At 40.3% G+C, this 22,223-nt stretch carries 15 protein-coding genes and 1 pseudogene; 11 read left to right on the forward strand and 5 right to left on the reverse strand.

The window, feature by feature from the left end:
- Nucleotides 1-35 precede the first annotated feature (35 nt).
- The gene (locus tag MHB50_RS05225; RefSeq protein ID WP_340084959.1) at nt 36-3,077 is read left to right on the forward strand and encodes an ATP-binding protein; all 3,042 of its coding nucleotides are present in this window, start codon (nt 36-38) and stop codon (nt 3,075-3,077) included.
- Between the two features lie 831 nt (nt 3,078-3,908).
- Here the strand turns inward: MHB50_RS05225 and MHB50_RS05230 are convergent.
- Nucleotides 3,909-5,546, reverse strand: coding sequence for a PucR family transcriptional regulator (locus MHB50_RS05230; protein ID WP_077110191.1), 1,638 nt, complete (start codon nt 5,544-5,546; stop codon nt 3,909-3,911).
- A 285-nt stretch (nt 5,547-5,831) separates the two neighbouring features.
- Here MHB50_RS05230 and MHB50_RS05235 point away from each other — a divergent pair, with 285 nt between their 5' ends.
- The 3 genes from MHB50_RS05235 (at nt 5,832) to MHB50_RS05245 (ending at nt 9,755) form a co-directional block, all read left to right on the forward strand.
- A complete protein-coding gene (locus tag MHB50_RS05235) occupies nt 5,832-6,980 on the forward strand; it encodes a M20 family metallopeptidase (protein WP_340084960.1) in 1,149 nt (382 codons plus the stop codon).
- A gap of 99 nt (nt 6,981-7,079) precedes the next feature.
- A complete protein-coding gene (locus MHB50_RS05240) occupies nt 7,080-8,249 on the forward strand; it encodes an iron-containing alcohol dehydrogenase (protein ID WP_340084961.1) in 1,170 nt (389 codons plus the stop codon).
- 27 nt (nt 8,250-8,276) lie between these two features.
- Nucleotides 8,277-9,755, forward strand: coding sequence for an aldehyde dehydrogenase family protein (locus MHB50_RS05245; RefSeq protein ID WP_205179011.1), 1,479 nt, complete (start codon nt 8,277-8,279; stop codon nt 9,753-9,755).
- A gap of 668 nt (nt 9,756-10,423) precedes the next feature.
- Here MHB50_RS05245 and MHB50_RS05250 read toward each other — a convergent pair.
- A complete protein-coding gene (locus tag MHB50_RS05250; RefSeq protein WP_340084962.1) occupies nt 10,424-12,004 on the reverse strand; it encodes a M1 family aminopeptidase in 1,581 nt (526 codons plus the stop codon).
- A gap of 52 nt (nt 12,005-12,056) precedes the next feature.
- Entirely contained in the window at nt 12,057-12,341 is a 285-nt protein-coding gene (locus MHB50_RS05255; RefSeq protein ID WP_340084963.1) for an AbrB/MazE/SpoVT family DNA-binding domain-containing protein, read from the reverse strand.
- A gap of 311 nt (nt 12,342-12,652) precedes the next feature.
- On the opposite strand from MHB50_RS05255, the gene MHB50_RS05260 reads away from it, so the two are divergent.
- The 6 genes and pseudogenes from MHB50_RS05260 (at nt 12,653) to MHB50_RS05285 (ending at nt 18,960) form a co-directional block, all read left to right on the forward strand.
- On the forward strand, nt 12,653-13,207 hold the full coding sequence (locus MHB50_RS05260; RefSeq protein WP_340084964.1) for a VTT domain-containing protein: 555 nt from the start codon (nt 12,653-12,655) through the stop codon (nt 13,205-13,207).
- 853 nt (nt 13,208-14,060) lie between these two features.
- Nucleotides 14,061-14,768: a cytochrome c biogenesis protein CcdA gene (locus tag MHB50_RS05265; protein ID WP_205178508.1), complete on the forward strand. Its 708-nt coding sequence runs from the start codon at nt 14,061-14,063 to the stop codon at nt 14,766-14,768.
- A 40-nt stretch (nt 14,769-14,808) separates the two neighbouring features.
- Nucleotides 14,809-15,339, forward strand: a complete 531-nt coding sequence (locus MHB50_RS05270; protein WP_340084965.1) for a thiol-disulfide oxidoreductase ResA — start codon at nt 14,809-14,811, stop codon at nt 15,337-15,339.
- A 15-nt stretch (nt 15,340-15,354) separates the two neighbouring features.
- Nucleotides 15,355-16,981 (forward strand): annotated as a pseudogene (locus tag MHB50_RS05275) (cytochrome c biogenesis protein ResB).
- Entirely contained in the window at nt 16,982-18,172 is a 1,191-nt protein-coding gene (gene ccsB, locus MHB50_RS05280; RefSeq protein WP_340084966.1) for a c-type cytochrome biogenesis protein CcsB, read from the forward strand.
- Nucleotides 18,173-18,231: 59 nt separating this feature from the next.
- The gene (locus tag MHB50_RS05285) at nt 18,232-18,960 is read left to right on the forward strand and encodes a sulfite exporter TauE/SafE family protein (RefSeq protein WP_205178493.1); all 729 of its coding nucleotides are present in this window, start codon (nt 18,232-18,234) and stop codon (nt 18,958-18,960) included.
- A gap of 428 nt (nt 18,961-19,388) precedes the next feature.
- On the opposite strand, the gene MHB50_RS05290 is transcribed toward MHB50_RS05285, so the two are convergent.
- Together MHB50_RS05290 and MHB50_RS05295 are read right to left on the reverse strand one after the other, a co-directional pair.
- Nucleotides 19,389-19,706, reverse strand: a complete 318-nt coding sequence (locus MHB50_RS05290) for a four-helix bundle copper-binding protein (RefSeq protein ID WP_340085296.1) — start codon at nt 19,704-19,706, stop codon at nt 19,389-19,391.
- Nucleotides 19,707-20,191: 485 nt separating this feature from the next.
- Nucleotides 20,192-21,475, reverse strand: a complete 1,284-nt coding sequence (locus MHB50_RS05295; RefSeq protein ID WP_340085298.1) for a cell wall-binding repeat-containing protein — start codon at nt 21,473-21,475, stop codon at nt 20,192-20,194.
- 160 nt (nt 21,476-21,635) lie between these two features.
- Here MHB50_RS05295 and MHB50_RS05300 point away from each other — a divergent pair, with 160 nt between their 5' ends.
- Nucleotides 21,636-22,193 (forward strand): hypothetical protein, encoded by a 558-nt coding sequence (locus MHB50_RS05300; RefSeq protein ID WP_340084967.1) that lies wholly within the window; start codon nt 21,636-21,638, stop codon nt 22,191-22,193.
- Nucleotides 22,194-22,223: the final 30 nt, after the last annotated feature.

Below are 22,223 nucleotides of genomic sequence, written 5' to 3' on the forward strand. Positions count from 1 at the left end.
CTATACCATGGCATGGAGAGGGTGGGGCGTCTGTTTTGAGTAATTTTAAATTGAAGCCTTTGTTAACCCTAGGGTTCATTTTTATCTTTCTGACAACTCTTCGTCTTTTATGGGTGGCGTATCACTATCCTCCAAAGCAACCTTTGGCGCATGATGGTGTTTTGGATTTGCAAGACTATGATTTAAGTAATGATCAGACCATTACGCTGAACGGGGAGTGGGCTTTTATTCCAAATACTTTCATTTCTCCCGACCTGACAAACGGCAATGTAAGCAATATGGAAAAAACTTTATTGCCGGTACCATTTGAGGGGGAAAAGAACGTAACTTATCAATTTGGAACATATCGGTTACGGATTTTACTTGACGGAAATCAGGGAGATGTGCGTACATTTGGGATTCGGTTACCATCAGCAAAAACGGCTTCTGCATTGTTTATCAATGGACGGTTAAAAGCACGCTCTGGTACAGTGGCTGATAATCCTCACGAACATAAAGGGGAAGATATACCGTCCACAGTTTTCTTTAGCACTGATCAACAAGAGATTGATATTATTTTGCATATTTCTAACTTCGATACTCCTGAAAGTACAACGATCAATAAAACGATCACATTCGGTATGGCCGAGGCGATTATCAAGGAAGAGAGTTTCATAAAAAATTTGATCACGATGATTGTCGTTGTCCTTATTCTTCATAGTATATATTCACTACTCATTTATTTTTTTATTTATCGACATAAAATGTTGCTTTTTTTTACAGTCGGTTTCCTTTTTCCGGCGATAGATGAGGTCTTGATTTACGATAAAGGTATGCTCTCATGGCTTCACCTTGATTATGATTGGTCCATGAAGCTGGGGAACTTGATTTATTTGGGCTCTTCATTTTTCTTTGTGCAATTAATGAGGATGTTATTGGAAAAGCACCGAAATGACCAATGTTTTCGTTGGTTTACGATATTATACGGTCTTTGCGCACTAACCATTATCGCGCTTCCCACAGAATATTTAGTACCGGCAAATGCCCTCTTCTTTATCGTTTATTTCTTGTCATTTATCACGATTCTTTTTTTGGCTCTGAAAGAATATTTTCATCATCACAAAGAATCTTTTTTTCTTGCCTTCGTTACTTTGAGTACGACCTCCGGAATTATTTGGGGACTGATCAAAGTCTTGGCCAAGATGGAAATACCATTTTACCCCTTTGATTATATATTCGCCTTTCTCGGATTTGCTATCTTTTGGTTTAAACAATATCATAAGAAAAACAAGCAAGCGGCAGAACTTGTCCATGAGTTACAAAAGGCGGATACATTGAAAGATGAATTTTTAAAGAATAGTTCTAAAAAGTTGCGGACACCTTTGAATGAAATGATCATTATGGCACAAACGATATATGATGGGAAAAGGACCGAATTTGCAAAACAAGACAAGGATGATCTTAAATACCTGATCAATATGGGAAGAAGCATGTCCTTTATGCTCGCCGATCTTCTTGATTATACACGGCTCAAGGAGCGGACAATCCAGATAAACCCACAAAGTACGAATATCCATGGATCTGTCTCGGGGGTGTTCGACATGTTAAGGTTTATTTCAGAAGGAAAGCAGGTTCAAATGATATCAACGATTCCGTCTTCTTTTCCAAACGTATATGTTGACGAAAATAGACTGATTCAAATATTGTTTAACCTTTTGCATAATGCCATTAAGTATACACATGCAGGAAAAATAGTCATTGATGCCGATGTGCGTGATAATATGGCGGTGATTCATGTTCAGGACTCCGGGCAGGGAATGGATGAGGAAACACAGAAGCGAATATTGGCTCCCTATGAACAAGGAGAACCATATGATACTGGGTTGGGCCTAGGTCTGAATGTTTGTAAGCAGTTAATCGAATTGCATGGGGGCACTTTACAAGTGGAATCTGTATTAAGGAAGGGATCAGATTTCTTCTTTACATTGCCACTGGCCAAAAAAGAAAATGTCGCGAATATGGCAATACAGAGTATGGATATAAATGATTCGGCGGCTGCGGTTGATGGTAGTATGCGCAAGCGGCAAAATCATATGGCTGACAGCAAAAAGCATTATATTCTTGTGGTAGATGATGATCCGGTCACTTTGAAAGTCATCAGTAATCTTTTCCCGGCTAACAAATATGATGTCTTAACTGTCATAAGCGGTAAAGAAGCACTGGACATGTTAGATAAAGTTGAATGGGATTTAATCATTATCGATGCCATCATGCCCCATATTTCCGGCTATGAATTGACGAGGTTGATTCGGGAGAAATATTCCGCACTGGAACTCCCGATCCTTTTATTACCTGCCAGAAATGATCCTGAAGATGTGTATACTGCTTTCTCTTTAGGGGCGAATGATTATGTGACAAAGCCCATTCATTCTCTCGAACTGAAATCTCGCGTACGTGCCCTTATTGATTTTAAAGACTCAGCCAATGAGCGTCTTTATATGGAAGCCGCGTGGCTGCAGGCTCAAATTCAGCCTCATTTTCTCTTTAACACTTTAAATACAATCGCATCGCTAAGTGAAATTGATTCAGAAAGAATGATTAACCTACTTAATACATTTGGAGAATACTTGCGCGGAAGCTTTAATGCGGAAAATTTGAAGCGGCTCGTTCCTTTGAATCATGAACTTGAACTGGTTCGTTCTTATCTGTATATCCAAAAGGAGAGATTTGGAGATCGCTTGCAAATAAAATGGGAAGTGGATGAAAACGAGGTTTTCGAAGTTCCACCCCTTTCGATTCAACCGCTTGTGGAGAATGCTGTCCGTCATGGCGTTATGAAAAGAATACGCGGAGGAACCGTTGAGATACGAATTGAAAATCATCCTACATTTACAACAATTGCCGTTGCGGATGATGGTGTGGGCATCAGCAAAGAATTAATGAGCCGAATACTGAATGAGAAAACCAAGATTGGAAGCGGCATTGGGTTGATCAACACAAACAGACGACTAAAACGAATATACGGACACGGATTAGAGATTACCAGCTCGGTGAATCATGGAACAGAAGTGAAGTTTAACGTCCCTAAATTAGAATAGTGGGGATGTAGACAATATGATCATACGTCTTGCATGAAAATCATTCTAGGGCTACCATTTTTTGGAATATGCATAGCTGTATGAGGGTCAATATTGAAATGAAAATGGGTCATACAGTTGACGAAAACAAAACACTCATCCTATTAGGTGTCATGAACTTGATCTGATCATCAAATATGTAACAGGCAATTTTTCATTTTCTTGAAGCTTACAGAATATATCCTTTGGCGCTTAATATGGTCGTGCTGGTTGTCAGCGGATTTCGTTTTTCTCGAATTTTTGAGCCATTTCCGGTTTGTTCCCCGGTATTCCGATTTTGCTTAAAACGGGTTTAACATTTTGTGAACAGACTATAGTTATACGAAGAAACAGTCTCCTCATAACAAGCAAGCGCTCATTATCGAATATAATATTATACGCTGAAAGAAACTACATATGTCTATCATTTTTACACAACAACGTTCTGTTTGATTGACAAGCGCCTCGATGATCAATCCATTAGCATCATAACTCAAGATGCAGGGATGCGGAAAATATCTTGGATTTGGGCAATGAACGCGCAGAGAACGAGTTTTCTTTGCGCTTTTTTTCGGGTTACATCTTGTTAAGTCTATGGACATCATCACCATCTGGATGTTAGATATAAGATAAATATTCGTGCTATTTATCTATTAAAATGAAGATGGTAACGCTACTGAACTTATTATCTTATGGGGCGGAAGCCTTAAAACCATAAGTCTTCTGTATAAGAAGGGTTCCCGTGGAGATTTTGGGCCGCTAGATGCGGCAATGAAAAATCTACCGGGGGAAGCAGAAATATTGATGGGCTGCCTATAAATGTTGTTTCATTACATCTAGTGCCGCCAATGACATTTGGAAAAGGAGTTGGTCTTTTATATTTTTAGGATCTAGTTGAGTTAATTCCTGAATCATTTTTAAACGATACCTGACAGTATTCTTATGGATGTATAATGCATCCGCGGTACTATCAAAATTCGCGTTGTGAGCTAAAAATGTTTTTAAAGTTTCTAATAGATCACTGTTTTTTTCTTTATCATATTTGATTATGTTTACCAAACAATCTTCAACGAGTTTTTTTGCTTCATCACTCGGATTATGGGAAAAAAGGAACCGCTCAACATTTAATTCGGAAAAGGTACGGACATACAGCTGATTCACTTTCTTTTGATTAAAATCTTCAGGTATGTTGGCATAGGCTACTTTTAAAGCCAACAAGGCTTCATTATAACTCGCTGCTAAATTTTCAATAGGATGTAATCTTCCAATTCCACCATAAAAAGAGGTTGAATTTATTTTTTTGACTAATTTGTTTAAATGATGAATAAGATCTTGTTGATATTTCTTTGGAATGAGTAATGTAAAAAAATTATGTTTATCAAAGCCTATAAGTGATCCTGGCGATAACCATTTTAACTCATAGTCGATCATTTCTAGAATAGTTTCTTTCTTTTGCCATGTGGCCAGGTTTTTAGACTTGTTGGATACATATTTTTCTTTCACATCAAAATCCAACAATACTACATGATAGTGACTTTCGAGATTCCATTTGACCTCTTCTGCCCGTCTGGATAATACTTCGTGTGATTCAAATCCTTCAGATAACAACATGTTTAAAAAATCATTTCTAAAACGTTGAAAAACTAAAGATACGCTTCTCATGCGTTCTATTTCTAATGCTAATATAACAGCGGTTTGCTCTAGAGCTGCTTTTTGCCATGTGTGAAGATGAGTATGTACTCCCCATAGGAATACGCCCCCTTCTAATTGATCTGAATTGTATACCCACCTGACAGTAAATTTGTTTCCTTGCCAATTCAATCTCTGGATTGGCCGCTCCTGTACACAAGACAACGCCGATATCATACTTTCAATTTCATCCGCCGAAAAAAAGCTGTGATGTACGTCAATTTTTTGATGAGCGTTTCTAACGTAGATGGTAACCGGTTTGTTTAAAATCTTATTGAGTAATTGGGCAAGATCCTGTAAGTCACCTTGCATCTTTAGATGGTGATGGAACATCTCGTAAACAGTGTGATTCATTTCTAATTCATTTTGATGTTGTTTATTGATTTGGGTAACAATGGGCATAATAATCTCTGACCAAGAGACATTATGCGGTAAAGAAATAACCGGAAAGTTATTGTCGTTGGCATAAGAAAGGGCCTCTTTTGGAAAGGACGGGATGTAACGCCCCAGCTTTATTCCTAAACCCGAGCATTCTTTCTCAATAAGCGCATGTAGTAACTTCATGATTCCCGCTTCCCAATGCATATTACTTGTAAAAGGATATCCTGTTGTGATGATGAAATCCCCTTTCGAACACCACTTATAACCATCGGGTGCATCAATGATGGTAGCATGAAGTACTCTATTGTTTAACCCCTTTTTTCCGGCAAGAATTTCTGAATCTTTTAGTACATCTAATTGGTTAACATCATTAATATTCATCACTCACCACTCCTCTCCGAATATGTCAAATTCAAATACCATTTCGGCCTTAGTTTTATAGATTACTAATATCGGGTTAATTTTGAAATATTTAGAATAGGCCTTTGACTCAATTCCCTTTATTTGTTCGTATATACAAAGTAGTTCACTATTCTTTGTGCTTATTTCCAAATGTTACTATGCTAATATTGTATAACAGTTAGAAACAATAGAAACGTTTAAAATGAAAAAGTTTTTTAAATACAGGAGATGTATTTCACAAAATAATGATAGGCGGTTGATCTGATGGTAAATCAAGAAAGGGCTATCAAATTTTTGCAAAAGCTAATCAAAATAAAAAGTGTCAACCCTCCTGGAAACGAGCTTGGGGTTGCCAAGGCAATCGTTGAGCATGCCGCAAAAGCAGGTTTGCAAACTGAAATTAAAGCGCTTTCTTCAAGTCGGGCAAATGTGATTGTTCGTTTAAAGGGGAATGGTTCAAAACATCGTTCTTTACTATTTAGTGGACATCTTGACACTGTGCCTGTAGGAGAAACTGAATGGAAGCATTCACCGTTTTCCGGCAGTCTCATAAATGGAAAAATCTTTGGGCGAGGCTCTTGTGATATGAAAAGTGGTGTTGCCGCGTTAATAGAAGCAATGATTACTTTGAAGGAAACAAGGACAAGTCTGGATCATGATGTGGTTTTTGTCGGGACTGCGGGTGAGGAGGTCGATTGTATAGGTGCTTCAATGATGGTTAATGATGAAGCACTTAAAAATGCTGGGGCAATAGTTATAGCAGAGCCTAGTAATGGAAAGGTTTTCACGGCTCATAAAGGGGCGTTATGGATTGAAATTAAATTATTTGGTAAAACAGCCCACGGTTCCATGCCCCATGAAGGTATAAATGCTATTGTTCATATGAGTGAACTGATAGAAAGACTGAAACATTTTTCTTTTTCATACGAAAAAGAACATAAGTTATTAGGAAAGCCGACACTCACTATCAGTACTGTCAATGGGGGAATAAAGACAAACGTAGTGCCAGATCAATGTAAAGTGACGATTGATATACGAACAATCCCTGAAATAAAGCATGGCAACATCATAAAAGACATCAAGGAAATCCTGAAAGATCTTGAAATGAAAATTGACCACTTCAAAGCTGAGTTAAAGATCATAAATGATTTGCCGGCGCTGGAAAACGAAAGGGATAGCGATTTTGTTTCATTAGCTTTGGAACTTAATAAAGAATTGAACAAAATAGAAGCAGAAGAAAAAGGCGCAAATTATTATACGGATGCATCAGTCTTTTTTCCCGCTTTAAAAATCCCGACGATTATCTATGGACCGGGTGATGAGAAGCTGGCACATCAATCTGATGAATATGTCGAGGTAAAAAAATATATAAGGGCTATCCAATACTATGCGGAAATAGCTAAAAGGTTTTAAATGAAAGGAGGTGGTTACTGAGACCGTTCGATCATCCATTTTACATACAATTACGCAATCTCTTTTAACAAGACCACCACATGATAGGGAGGAATTCACATGAGTGCCAACAAATTGACAGAGTTCATGGCTAAAACAAAATTGATAACTGGCTCCGGTTGTGTAAAACAACTCAAAGATGAAGTGAACAACAGAGAATACAATACGATGTTAATTGTCACCGACAAAGGAATAAGAAACTCTGGAATTCTTGAAAAAATTGAAACTATATTACAATCTACCTCTATAGAAACGCTGATCTATGATGAGGTTAAACCAAACCCCACAGTAACAGCTACTAATGAGGCATATATATTATTTAAAGATAAAGGGATTAAAAGTATTTTAGCTGTGGGCGGCGGAAGTGTGATAGATAGCGCAAAGGCGCTTGCCGTATTATTTGCAAATGGCGGTTCCATTGCCGATTATTTTGGCTTTGATATATATGGCAATGACCCCATCCCTCTATTTGCTATTCCCACTACAGTAGGGACTGGAAGTGAAGGGGGGCATGCAGCCGTTATAACGGAAGATCATGTAGAGCTAAAAACAAAAAAGCTTGTTTTTGGGGAAACGTTGTTTCCCAAGGTGGCGTTTTTAGATGGCGAGCTATTACAAGGTATGCCTGGTTCACTTGTGGCATCAACAGGGATGGATGCTTTAACACACGCAATAGAAGGTTATGTGTCAAGAAATGGATCAGTCATTACAGATGCGCTTAATCTTCATGCGGTACGGGTGATTGGAGCGTCCATTCTCGAAGCAGTTGGCAATACGGAAAATGTAGAGGCAATGAACAAAATGGTTCAAGCTAGTTGTTCAACAGGAATAGGCATGGCCAATGGCGGTCTCGGTTTGGTTCATGGGATTTCACATGCCATTGGTGCGCAGTATGACGCTCCACATGGAATTGTAAATGCCATTCTTCTTCCATATGTTTTAGAGTTTAACTGGATTGCCGATCCTTATAAATTTGCGCAAATTGGTGAGGCTTTACGTGTCAATACATGGGGAATGACGGTTGAAGATGCCTCGAAAGCAGCTGTGGAAAAGGTAAAAGAATTGACACGGGAAGTGGGGATTCCTGACAAGTTAAGCGCAATTGGGGTAGATAAACAGAATATAGATGTGTTAACGGATATTGCCTGTAAAGATGAGCTTTATATGATACCTAATCCACGCAAAGCGACTCGTCAGGATATATATAACATTTTAGAAGCGGCAATTTAATTCTTATCTAAAAAAGGAGGTTTTAAAGTGACACAAACAATACAAATTTCAAATAAAGTGGCGGCGTTTTTAAAGGGCACGAAAAAATTGTTTATAAATGGGGAGTTTGTAGAATCAAGCTCCGGTAAAACTTTTGAAACGTATAATCCGGCAAATGGCGAAGTCCTGGCATATGTCAGTGAAGCACAAGCTGAAGATGTCGATAAAGCAGTCACTGCCGCTAAAAGAGCGTTTGAAGAAGGGCCTTGGTCCAGAATGAGCGCAGCGGATCGTGGCAGGCTCATGTATAAACTTGCTGAATTAATAGAAAAAAATAAACAAGAATTAGCGGAAATCGATACGCTCGATAACGGAAAGCCCATCAATGAAGTATTAGGCAATGATATTCCCAATGCAGTTGGCCAATTTCAATATTTTGCTGGATGGGCGACAAAAATAGTCGGACAAACAATTCCGGTTTCTGGAAATTATTTCAACTACACCCGACATGAACCTGTTGGTGTCGTCGGTCAGATTATCCCATGGAATTTCCCGCTCATGATGGCTGCTTGGAAAATAGCCCCGGCATTGGCTACGGGTTGTACGGTTGTTTTAAAGCCAGCCGAACAAACGCCACTTTCCGCTCTTTATCTAGCCCAATTGGCCGCTGAAGCCGGTTTTCCGGAAGGGGTCATCAATATGGTTCCTGGTTTCGGTGAGGTAGCGGGAGATGCATTGGTCAAACATCCTGATGTAGACAAAATTGCCTTTACAGGCTCCACCAGCGTCGGAAAGGCCATCATGAGAGAAGCGGCAAATACAATGAAGCGGGTAACACTTGAACTCGGTGGAAAGTCTCCCAATATTATTTTGCCAGATGCCGATTTGTCAAAAGCGGCTCCCGGCGTTTTCTCGGGTATCATGGCGAACCAAGGTGAAGTGTGTAGTGCCGGGTCTAGGGTTTATATTCAGAAGAAAGTGTATGATCATGTATTATCCGATTTAATCAATTATGCTGAAAACGTGAAACAAGGCAGTGGATTATCGACCGATACTGATATGGGGCCGCTCGTTTCGAAAAAGCAGCAAAACCGTGTTGTTGATTATATCAATAAAGGCAATGAAGAAGGAGCAAAAATGCTTTGCGGCGGCGGGCATACTGAAAAGGGGTATTTTGTAGAGCCCACTATTTTCACGAATGTTGATGAAGAAATGTCCATTGCGAGAGAAGAGATTTTTGGACCGGTGGTCGTTGCAATGCCGTATGAAAGTCTAGATGAAATCATTGAACGTGCCAACAATTCCAATTTCGGTTTGGCCGCGGGGTTATGGACGGAAAACCTAAAGAATGCGCATTATGTTGCCAATCGGCTAAAAGCAGGGTCCGTATGGGTTAATTGTTACAATGTAACGGATCCCGCCTCGCCATTTGGCGGGTATAAAGAATCCGGATTTGGACGGGAAATGGGCTCCTATGCGTTACAAAATTACACAGAGGTCAAAAGCGTTTGGATCAATTTGGATTGATCTGTTCAAATAAGGAGGAGTCTAGGACAAAACCAAATACGAAATAGCAAAGGGGCCGGGATACAAGGTTCGTAAAATCTTGAATATAAAGCCGCGTGAAATCAAGGTTTTTAAACTTGATTCATGCAATTTATTTCATTTTTACAGGGTTTTGTCCCGGCCTTAAATGTGTTAAAAAAATCCCTATTATTGCTACGTCAACCTATTTCGCTTTCCGCAGGTCTCTTCAGCTTCCTCGGAAAACAAAGGTCGCTTTCCTGCGGGATCTTCAGCTCGAGCTATTCCCGCAGGAGTCTCCTTATTTTGACTACGCTAAAAGCTTGCGTATGATACACTGGGACAATTTCCCAGCATGTAAGGTGCCGTAAGACTCCTACTTCAAGACCTGAGTTGACACAAAAGGTCTAAGTGTGAGAAAACGGCACCTAAATGCCCGATCGGTTCAACTAACATTCAGTACTAGCCGTACTGAATGAAGTTTCACTGTATTGTTCGTTTTTTCATTAGCTGATTTAGTTGTGTCCCAGCCTCACGGTTTCTTGTAAAAAGGATGCCATTACGTCAGGTGGACTTCATTTTCATCCTTCACTTTAAACTTCAAGGTTGCTCTCTATTTTTTTCAATAGTCCTTTTACTTTCTCCGGGATTATTACTTTTGCGATAGGGTCCTATTTTCGGGATTCGTCAACGGCATTGCGTTTTGATTCATCGTCAGCACTAATCACTTCAATGTCCCATTTTGTTTGCTGATAAGGTTCGTGGACCCAGTTGGTGAATAGATTCGTTTTTAAGTTCAGTGAATCCTCTAAAGCTTGGACAATATGATCCTCACGAATATCCTGTCCCATGTTCGTTTTGTAAAGGGTGTTCAAAAAATAGTTGAACTTTTCCTCGCCAACTTTATCACGCAAAGTCAAAAACATATCTGCAGAACGCGCATACCAGGAATCATAAAACTCTTGTTTATTTTTAAAACCGTACATCCCGGCAGCCATTGTTTGATGAGGTGAATTTTTCACAAGAAGCTGATTTCTTTGGCGATATTGATCCCTTAGTTGTTTTCCGGCGGATTTGGAATAGCGGTTTTCCAAATATAAGACAACACTGAGTTCTGCCAAACCTTCATCGATCCATCCCTCTTTTATTTCATTTACACCTACAGCGTTATACCACCATAGATGGCCAATTTCGTGGGGCAGCCAGTGTTCAATCTCATTGTTGGCATACATATCTTTGGAGAAGATGGCTACATTTGGATACTCCAGTGCGAAATTGGTGCCATGGCCTGTTTCAACGATGGCGATGTTGGAATAGGGAAGCTGACCGTATAATGATTGAAAAAGCGGGAAGGCAAAGCGTACGATATCAACGACTTCGGAAAATTTTTCCTCGTCTGTCAAGGCGATTGTCACGGTTGTGTTTCCCTTAAATTGTAAAGTTTGTTGTGTGTAATTTTTACTTCCGGCCAAAGCGAAATTGCGGACGTTTTTTACTTTCCATGTTGTTTTTCTTTTGTTCTCTATGATTGTATCGGATGTTAAGTCCCCTGATGTTACCCACTTAATGGACGGTGAACTGGACCATTCAACGACATAGTCGGCATAGTTGAATAAAAAAGGGTCACCCATGCCGATGGGATCTGGTCTCGTCATCCAATTTTGCTGCTCGTCCAAAACACCGAGCATCGGATACCAAGTGGTGATCAACCATACATCCTCTTTATACCCGAAACGGGTTCCTTCGCGGGGGACAGGTGTTATAAACTCGATGGAAAAGGTAAGTTCTTTTTCTTCTTTAGGGTTTTGTATCAATAATTGTTTTTTGTCATAGGAAAAAGTAACTTCTCTCCCATTTAAAACGACTTTGTTGATTTTCATAGGTGACCACGAATATGAATACGTATAAAAAGTGATGAAGTCGGTACCCGGATTCTCAATCGTAACGTTCATTTGTCCGTCAATTTCATAGCTGTTTTCATTTAAATCAGCCTTGATATAGTATGTGGGTTTGCTTTCTTTTGTTATCTCTTTGTCATTGGAAATGTCGTTTTCTGACGCACTGTTACTCGTTTGCAACCAATTGCCGAGGTTGAATGTGACGGCCAGTTCCTGTCCTAGATCTTCAACAAGTTTTACAGCTCTGTCCAACATAAGAAGCGCCTTCATTTGCGGAAAAAAATAGGTCAGAATGATCGTGTAGGTGATCGTCATCATCGTTACGATAAAAATGTTTTTCATGTGTCGTTTCATTTATATAAACTGCTCCATTTTTTCTTCTCATTAATCTAGTTATTACGGTTTTTTAAGGATCATTTTTCATTAGACGAATGGTATTGTAATCGGAAACATCCAAGTATAGATGGGTCCCATTCGAGATATTAAGCAATTTTCTAAGCTCCATAGGTATCGTAACTTTATCATTGGCAAAGAGGCACTGATTTAACGTATCGTCCTCATGATCTTTTTCAATATAGATGCACTTTTGCGATTCATATATATAGAGATAATGTCCTTCCAATAGATTTAAATCGTTTTGGACTTTTTTGGGTATTCGTATTTGACCATTTTTAGTTATTTTGGTGTACATTAGTAACACTAACCCCTTTTTAGCATGTTGTATCATAAAAGCTTTCTGCTGACGCTTAAAAAAATACGAACTTATTAGATGAATCTGCAAGCGGTTTGTAAATCGGGCTTTTCGGTTGTATGCCCATTATACAAAAGAATTCTGAAGAAATTTTGCAGATCCCATTTCTTTGAAACTTCGTGAATAAATTGTCTGACCGCAAGTCAAAAATGGACTTTTCTATTTGATTGAATTATATTTTTGTTGAATCTACTCTTCATTGTCATTTGTCGGCAAGAATTTCAATTTTTACACTAGGAATTGATGAAAATATGGAGCATGTGGTGACGGAATGGTTTCCTGAACATCAATGGATGGCAGTGATCATAAGTATCTGCCTTAATATGATTATAGCAATCTCGGGAATTCTTCCAAGTGCCCCGGTGACTGCTGGAAATATCATTTTCTTCGGTTTTAAGACAGGGTTGCTTATTTCCATTATCGGGGAGGCGGCGGGGGCTGTTGTCAGCTTTTTGCTCTACCGCAAAGGTATTCGTACATGGTTTGCGCGAAATAAAGTAAAGAACAGATTTTTGAACAAGCTAAAACATACCCATGGGGTGGAAGCCGCTATTCTCGTCATCATGTTGCGAATATTGCCATTCGTCCCTTCAGGTGCTGTTACGCTAGCCGCCGCCTATAGTCAAATGCGTTTACTTTCTTTCAGCATTGCCAGCACATTGGGAAAAATCCCCTCACTGTACATAGAAGCTTATTCAGTGGATCGTGTACTTGCCTTAACAGTTGGATGGCAGATTGGCATTGTTTTCGCCATGATTTTTATCTTCATCGTTTACAGGCATTGGAAACAAAAACGGGCCGACTGAAAGCACGTCATCTGTTTAGTTTTTTTGATGAAAACAAATAGATGAATTGTGCCAGATCATTTTCAAAAACAGCAGTTTTTCCATGTAATTGTGCCAGTATGAAGATCAATAAAAAACCAACATAACAAAACCGAGATGGTCTGTACCAGGTTCCCTCGAGTAAATCCTATTCAACCGCAATGGAGAGATTAGCAAGCGCACCATGGTTCAACAGTTTCCATCTTTTATGAGCTTGAGCCTGATCCAGCGCTTTGCATAGATTGCGTTGCGGCTATCTTCAATGAGCGCTTGGATTGAGACTTTTGCGGGACCAGCTTAGTCTTATCGATCACCGTCTCACTCTATATGAGTGGGTGAATTAATGGTATTTCTATTTTCTTCTGCTGATCCTACACCATGTCGCACTCTGTACAAGGCTCCTTCCCCAGATTTTATTCGTTACATCAGCTGTTTTACGAGCAATATGTTTGTGGAACATCACTGACTGAAAATGTTTGGTAAAGTCTATCATACCAGATTTATAATTGCTTCTTCACAGGTTGGCTATGCGTTAGCCGCCCCGCAAATGTTCATCAAGCTATTGAACCTTCGATTTTAAGCTTCGGGTTGCGCCCATTTTCCCTTTCAACATTGAATAGTCTAATGGAAAAAGATGAAGAAATGATGAAGATATCATTTCGAATCACAAAGAAATAACAGCAAATCGTTCAGATGGATGTGAGGATTGTCACACTTTATTGATCCATTTTCAACTATTTTATGTCTTTTAAGTTAACTGCATAGTTTCTTCACATTCATACCTTATCTTAATGGTGCGTATATCCAAAAAACCTGGGGAGGATGTGTACATTTTTTGGAACAAGTGAACCTGTTTCTGGCATTTGGCGCGGGCTTTTTATCTTTTATATCACCTTGTGCGCTCCCTTTATATCCGGCTTTCCTTTCTTATATTACAGGAATGACAGTGAGCGAATTAAAAAGCGGACAGGCAATTTTAAGAAAAAAAGCGTTTATTCATACGATCCTATTTTTAGTTGGTTTTTCTATTATCTTTTTAGCGCTTGGGCTGTCCACATCTTTTATAGGAGCTTTTTTTGCAAAATATCAAGATCTTTTAAGGGAATTAGGCGCCATACTAATGGTGTTTTTTGGGCTGGTTCTTGCCGGTGTGCTCCGCTTTCAATTTTTGCAAGCGGATAAAAAATTTCAGTTTCGCAATCGTCCTTCGGGTTATTTGGGATCGGTGTTGATCGGAATTGGATTTGCCGCAGGCTGGACTCCCTGTACAGGGCCGATTTTAGCCGGAGTGATCGCTCTTGGTATAGCAAATCCGGGTATGGGACTTCTTTATATGGCGTTTTATGTGCTTGGTTTTTCTATCCCGTTTCTCATCATGGCCTTTTTCATCGATAAAATGACTTTTTTAAAAAAACACGGAAATCGTTTTATGATGTTTGGGGGAATATTAATGGTTTTGATGGGGATTCTCCTATATTTTGATTGGATGACCGTCATTATTTCCTTGTTGGTTCCTTTGTTCGGCGGTTTTACAGGATTTTAGGATTCGTCATAACGAACATGGCTTAAAGAGGAGGTAAAAGATGAAGAAAAAGAAACGGCTCGTCATGCGAAGTATCATACTGGTCATTATGTTGGCGGCTATCGTCTACACACTCTATGGAAATTTCACCAAGGAAACGAGAGGGGAGATGGCGGTAGGGGAGCAAGCGCCGGACTTTATCCTTTCTGATATGGATGGCAATGAACATAGATTATCAGACTATAGAGGCCAGGGAGTGTTTTTGAACTTTTGGGGTACATGGTGCAAGCCGTGTGAAAGAGAGATGCCTTATATGAACAATCAATATGAAGTGTACAAAGATCAAGGGGTAGAAATATTGGCGGTAAACGTGGGTGAGCCCGAGTTTGTCATCAATAAATTTATCCAAAAGCATGGTTTGAACTTTCCCATTTTGAAAGATACGAACAAAGAAGTTTTGAATCTTTACGGTGTCACTCCTTTGCCTACTACCATGCTGATTGATCCTGAAGGCAAGATCACCGCAATAGAAACAGGAGAACTGTCAGAAGCAAAAATTAAAGGAATGATGGAGAGCATTAAGCCTCAATAAGGAGGTGATGAAATGTTGGATAAAATAAAATGTGTGTGCGGGCATGTGAATCCGAACGGAACCGTTTTGTGTGAAGCATGCGGACGGGCTTTGGCCGAAGAAGCTAAAAGTCAAAGGCTCCATGATATGCGCTATGAAGGAAGTGCCCGCAGATCGCAGACTTATAACAGAACCATTGTTGATAAAATCTGGACATTCTTTTCTTCGGTAAAAGTGGGTGTGTGGTTAATCGTCATTACGTTACTGGCTTCGGCTCTTGGAACCATTTTGCCGCAGGCCATGTACATTCCGCCGTTTGCCGATCCCGCCGTTTATTATGAAGAGCAATATGGAATGGCTGGAAAGGTTTTTTATCAGTTGGGCTTCCACGATTTATATAGTTCTTGGTGGTATCTGCTTCTGATTGCCTCTATCGGCGTTTCACTGGTGATTTGTAGCCTGGATCGTGTCATTCCGCTATATAGGGCTTTAAACAACCAGCGTGTGAGCCGGCATGAAAGCTTCTTAAAAAGGCAAAGGCTTTTCAACCGTGGAGTTGCGGCCCAGGCTGATCAAGATTTTGAGCTCATGAAACAAAAGCTGAAACAGAAAAAATACCGTATTCGGGAAGAAAACGGGAATATCCTGGCTGAAAAAGGTCGTTTTTCCCGTTGGGGACCTTATGTAAACCATATCGGATTGATTATTTTTTTAATCGGGGGCATGCTTCGCTTTGTTCCCGGCATGTATGTGGATGAAGTGCTGTGGCTTCGGGATGGAGAAAGAAAAACCATTCCGGGCACTGATGAAAAATACGTACTGGAAAGCAAGGGGTTTAAAAGGGAACTATACGATAAGGAAACCGATAGAGAGGAATTTCGGGAAGCGCTCGATCGGGTAGGTGGTGTCATTAAAAATTTCCAAACCGATGTCATTTTATATGAGCAGGATTCAAATAAAACAGTGGGTGCTGATGAAAACCTCACAAAGTTGCAGGAAGCAAAAATTCGTGTGAATGAGCCTTTAAAGTTTGACAAATTTGGCGTTTATCAAGTCGATTATAAACTTGACGAGTTTAAAAGCATGTCATTTAGTTTCCTGGACAAAAAAACGGAGAGTTCCAAAGGCGAATTGGCCATTGATTTGTTTGACCCGAAGGATATATACGATCTAGGCAACGGCTATCAAGTAGAACTGTTGGGCTTTTATCCCGATTTTACAGGTTTTGCCGATAACGGCGAGCCGCAAAATAATTCGCCTGTTCCCAATAATCCCGCTTTTTTATTTAACATGATTTCGCCGGAACATCCCGATGGAGAAGTTATTTTTACCGCTATTCGCCAAACCATTGAGCCGCTTGGGGAAACCGACTATAAAATGGCGTTTTCAGGGATTACAACCCGCAATGCCACTGCGCTTGTGATTCGAAAAGATCTCACTCTCTGGGTTGTGGGAGTTGGCGGTTTGATTTTTATGATTGGGTGTGATCCAGGGTTCCTATTGGAATCATCGCCGCATCTGGTTGCAAAAGCATGAGGGAGAGGTGCTGATTGCTGCTCACACAAATAAAAATTGGTACGGGCTAAAAAGAGAAATTGCCGGTATTATCAATGGAACGTCAATACCTGAACCACTAGACCAGCACACGGGAGGGAGAAAATAAATGTTAAATTTTATACAAATAAGCAGTAGTTTGTTATATGCCGCATTTGTACTGTATTTAATTGCTGTGCTATTCTTCTCTGGAGCGATTAGGGAAAAAGGAAAAGAAGAGATATCATCTCATAAAAATCGTTGGGGGAAAATAGGGATTGCATTGGCTATTGCCGGTTTCATTTCGCAAATTTTCTCCTTCGTCACGCGCTGGATCGCGGGAGGGCATGCCCCAATCAGTAATATGTTTGAGTTTATCAGTTTTTTTGGAATGATGATTGTAGGGGCTTTTATTCTCATATATTTTATCTATAAAATAAATGTGTTGGGGATTTTTGCTTTATCCGTAGCCGCTATTTTAATAGCCTATGGAAGCATGTTTCCCCGTGAAATCAACCCTCTCATTCCCGCATTGCAAAGCGATTGGCTGTTTATTCATGTATCGACAACCGCAACCGGACAAGCGATACTTGCTATCAGTTTTGTGGCAGGCTTGATCTATTTGCTCAAGGCAATCAACCCCGCGGTAAAAGACAAACGATCATTTATGCTGGAAGTGATCATGTTTGGCGTTATTTGTGTGATTGGTTTTATTGCTGTCACATCCTCTTTTGCAATCGCCGACTACAAGGCTGAATTTAACTGGGTAGACAAAGAAGGCAATGAAAAAGTCATGAAATACCAATTGCCTGCACTTGTAGGGCCAAACGAGGGGACTATGTCGACTACGGACCGCTTCAGCCCGATTGTTGAAATGCCGGCCATCATCCATGCGAGAAAGCTAAATACGGTCATTTGGACCTTGCTTTCAGGGACAGTCTTTTATACGGCTATACGGCTTCTCACTAGAAAGCGAATAAGCCAAATTCTTCATCCGGTGGTCAGAAAGGTAAACTTGGATCTGATGGATGAAATCAGCTATAGATCTGTGTTGATTGGTTTTCCGGTGTTTTCTCTTGGCGGGCTAATATTCGCGATGATCTGGGCCCAGATTGCTTGGACACGTTTTTGGGGATGGGATCCCAAAGAGGTATGGGCGCTTATTACCTTTTTGTTTTATGCGGCATTTCTTCATTTGCGTCTTTCAAGGGGCTGGCACGGGGAGAAAACGGCATGGCTTGCGGTCATTGGGTTTGTCATTATTATTTTTAATCTCATCGTTGTCAATCTAGTGATCGCCGGATTACATTCTTATGCCTGATAAAATGAAGCAACTTTGACAGGAATCATGAAATCCATCAGTAACTGAGGTTGATCCATATGTATCAAGAAATCAGCAAAATAAGCCAATTATTAAGTGAGCCTTTCATGTCACTGTATCACGGAGCGGAAGCACCTATTGTGGCCGCCTTTGTGCTCGGTTTAATAGGCGCTCTGGCTCCTTGCCAACTAACTGGAAATATAGGCGCGATTACACTTTATGGAAATCGGAGCCTGCAACATTCTCGTTACTGGGGCGATGTTATTTTTTTTATCCTTGGCAAGATTGTAGTGTTTAGCGGGCTGGGATTATTTGTATGGTTGGCGGGACGGAGCTTTGAAGAAAATCTCATCATATTATTTCCTTTTTTCCGCAAAGTGATCGGACCGTTCCTTATCTTGCTTGGTCTTTTCTTAATGGGGGTTATTCAACTAAACATCATCAATAGACTGGCGAGTAAAATACCGTTAAAACTGCGCAGTGGAAAAATAGGCTCCTTTTTAATGGGCGCAAGCTTCTCTATTGCTTTTTGTCCGACCATGTTTGTCATATTTTTCGTTACTCTTATGCCGATTGTTTTGGCTTCTTCATACGGAATGATTCTTCCCACAGTGTTCGGAATTGGGACTTCCATCCCCGTGCTTGTCGTAATGGGGATGACTTCTTTCCTTGGCTTAAGTGGCTCCCTGCTGAAACGAAGTAAAAAAATGGGGCTCTGGGTTCAACGGGTAGCGGGAGTCATACTCATATTACTCGGTTTATTCGATACCATAACATATTGGTTGTAATGTGGCCCCTTATTTGTGTAAACTTTTCCAGCAAGTCGATTGAAGAAAACAGGCATCGTTTGATGTGTAGTTTCAGTAACAGCTTAGAGGGGTGTAAATGTGTTTAAATTCAGTCTATTTCGAGAGGTCACAATAAAATAAAGCTTTACTTAAAAGCTTTATATCAGAATGAATGAGCGCCTTTATATGAGGGTCCCCGCATTTGTAGTAATCTTCCATTAATCGTTTAAGTTCGTAACAAACAAGTTGTATTGGCATATATCAGTAGCTGTCCTTTCTGTTCGATGATAAAAATGAAATGGGGAAGATGCATTAAATGGGGACATTTCTGCTCGTCTGTTATTGGAAGTATTGTCCGTGTCGCTTCATGAAACAGGAGAGCATATGCTATTTCTTATAACAAATGCTCTCCTTTCCCCATTTATGCATTAAGAAGCCATTTTTCGACATTCTTCCGCACATTTAAAGCAAGCTTCCGCACATCTTTGACAGTGGTCGTGATCATGCTTTTTACACTCATTTCCGCAAGCTTCGCAAATCTCCGCGCACAATTGGCAAATTTGTTTTGCGAATGGGTTGCCAGACTGCATCGCCTTGGCTGCAAAAGCACATATATCTGCACATTCCCGATCCATACGAATACAGTCAGCCATTTTGGCTATGTCCTCTTCTCGTAAGCAAGCATCATAACAGGTGTTGCACGCCTCCATGCACTCCAGGCAAGCTTGGATACATTGTTCATACATTTGGTTATTCACCAAATCATCCTTCCTTTTGAGGTATTCATTTTTTATTTTCCCCTTGGAAGATTTGAATAAACTGCAAAAAAAATGCATATTTTCCTGTTTTCTTCATCAACTCTTTTTGAATGTACCCGTTAACCCCATATACCCTCAATAGGTATGAAGTTAAACCTGAAGGAGAGGACACAGCATGGAAATAATTTTTTTTACATTCGTTTCTTGAAAAAATGTAATGGCAAGAATTTCAAACAATGGCTGGCTATCTTTGCCGCCGTAAAATCGTCAGTTGGCAAAGAAAAATACGGATCTTGCTTTAAGTTAAGTAAGACGGAGTTTTTGATGAAGTGCCTTCCATTTGAATGTTTATGTTCCACAATTAGCCAAATATAAAGAAAAACATAAAAATATGAGCCCGGTACAATACCGAACTCATACAAGCAAGCTGTCTTTTCGTCCATTTCATTAACGGAACAATTTAAAAGCTTTTTCTAATGGCCCCCGTGTCCGCCGCCGCTCGCATTTGTAATTTCCAATTTCTCATCAATGATTCCCTGGGTCTTAAACGAAATTTGATCAAAAGTTCCCGTCATAAAGGCATGGTTGAATGGTCCGTCTTGAGGGTTATTTGTAAATGTCGGGCGGATGGTTGCCAAAAACTTGTAAATATCCTCATGAAGCTTACCATTTTCGAGCCAAATGAGCGGTGCGTGTTTGCCTAAATGTGAAAACGGAGCAGCGGCAATGGCCAATTCCGGGGTTTTCGTCGATACAAAGGAAAGACCGTGTCCAGGCTCATTCATCCCCCAGCCAAAACCAGTGTCTTCATCTTTAAATTGAGCAAAGGAAATAGCATTGGAAACCGGGTCTTCACCCGCGATTCTTGTTACTGTCCCAATCTCGCCAAGTTGATCTTCTACCTTTTTTGAAATCACTGATTCCGGCCCCAAAATATACATATTCGGTTTCTTTTTCCTTACTTCTAGAGCAGCAAGGGTCGCTTCAGGAATGTCGTCCTTGTTCACAAATAAAACAGGCTCCGGCATATGCGCAATCCAGTTAACGGCGGGAAGTGAAAATAACTTGGCCTTTTCTTCAGATGAAACGATGATCACACTCTCGGGAACTTCTCCCGCCACTTCGGCATACACCCGGTCAATATCGGCCGCGAATTTTGCGGGATCACTTCCTTCTATATGTTGTACTTTATACTCTTCAAGCTGCTTCAAGACATTTTCGGAGACGTCCCCCATGACCATTATTTGAGTTCCAGCCTCATTTCCCACAGGTCTAAGCCGTTTGATTTCATCCAGCGTCTCTTGGGGCACGGCGTCTTTTTTCGTAAATAAGACAGGACCATTATTCGGATGATGGATTAAGTCGGCACTTGCCATACTGATTTGCCACTGGCCTTCTGGAACCAAAATCACTGTCCCCGGCTGATTCTCCTTGTGTGTCGCCGGCCAAATTGTTTGAGAAACAAGAGTGGCCGCTCTGGTTGTTTGCTCCTCATTGATCCGCGTTACATTTTTTGTGCTTTCTATTTTAAGATTTGTAGACGCTTGATCGTTAAAATCGGTTGGAGGGGCAGCGAATTTTTCTTGCATTTCTTTGCTCGGTTGTTTTCCATTGTTTTGTTCCTGCTTTGTTTGCTCCTGTCCATTATTGGCCGATGTCCCATTTTGGTTGTTGTCTTGTCCGGAAGCCGCGCAACCAGAAAAAACGAGCACCCCGGCAATGATGAATAAATGGATGGGATAAAAAACTTTTTTCATCATCAAACCGCTCCTTTTAAAAGATGATCTAATAATAGAATTCCCTAAATATATGCAGAATATCTGCATTTTTCTTGACAATTTTTATGTAAGGGAATATGTAGTGCTAATTGTTCTTTTGGGAGCCATATACTTGTACAAAGTCTTGGAGATGGTTTAGATGACGACTGGGTTGATATTACTTATTTCCGTCTTTTTCACATTTTTTTTCGGAGTGACTGTTTGCGCTTTTTTCGCAAGAAAAAAAGTAACAGTTATGCAAGGAATGATTTTTGCCATGTCGATGGCGATGGGAATGGGATTATTTGCTGGAACGCTTCTAGGCATTGTGTTTCAAGGGCATTTATTGTTATCTACTGCAGTGGGGATGGGGGCAGGGGCACTCGCGGGCGCGCTCATCGGCTCATCTTTTTCATTTCTTGCCCTATTAGAAGGTATGCTATCGGGAGTGATGGCCGGAATGATGGGCGCCATGCTTGGAGAAATGATAGAGCCTGCAGATTGGGATAAAGCCCTTATGTTGATGTTTACATTTGCGCTATTGATCTGTTTTTTGCTGGCATATGAGATACTTCCCTTGCTGAAAGAGCAGTTTAAATGGATGCGTTATTACCAGAATCCTTTTTTGCTGGGCTTCCTATTTTTCTTGCTGTGCTTATTCCTATATACTCAAACACCTTTTATTCAGAAAGTGATTTTACCTTATCATTTCCACTGATAACAATATTTTTATAGGGCATGCGCTTGT

This window comes from Siminovitchia sp. FSL H7-0308 (assembly GCF_037980985.1).
Taxonomy (GTDB): Bacteria; Bacillota; Bacilli; order Bacillales; family Bacillaceae_C; genus Siminovitchia; species Siminovitchia thermophila.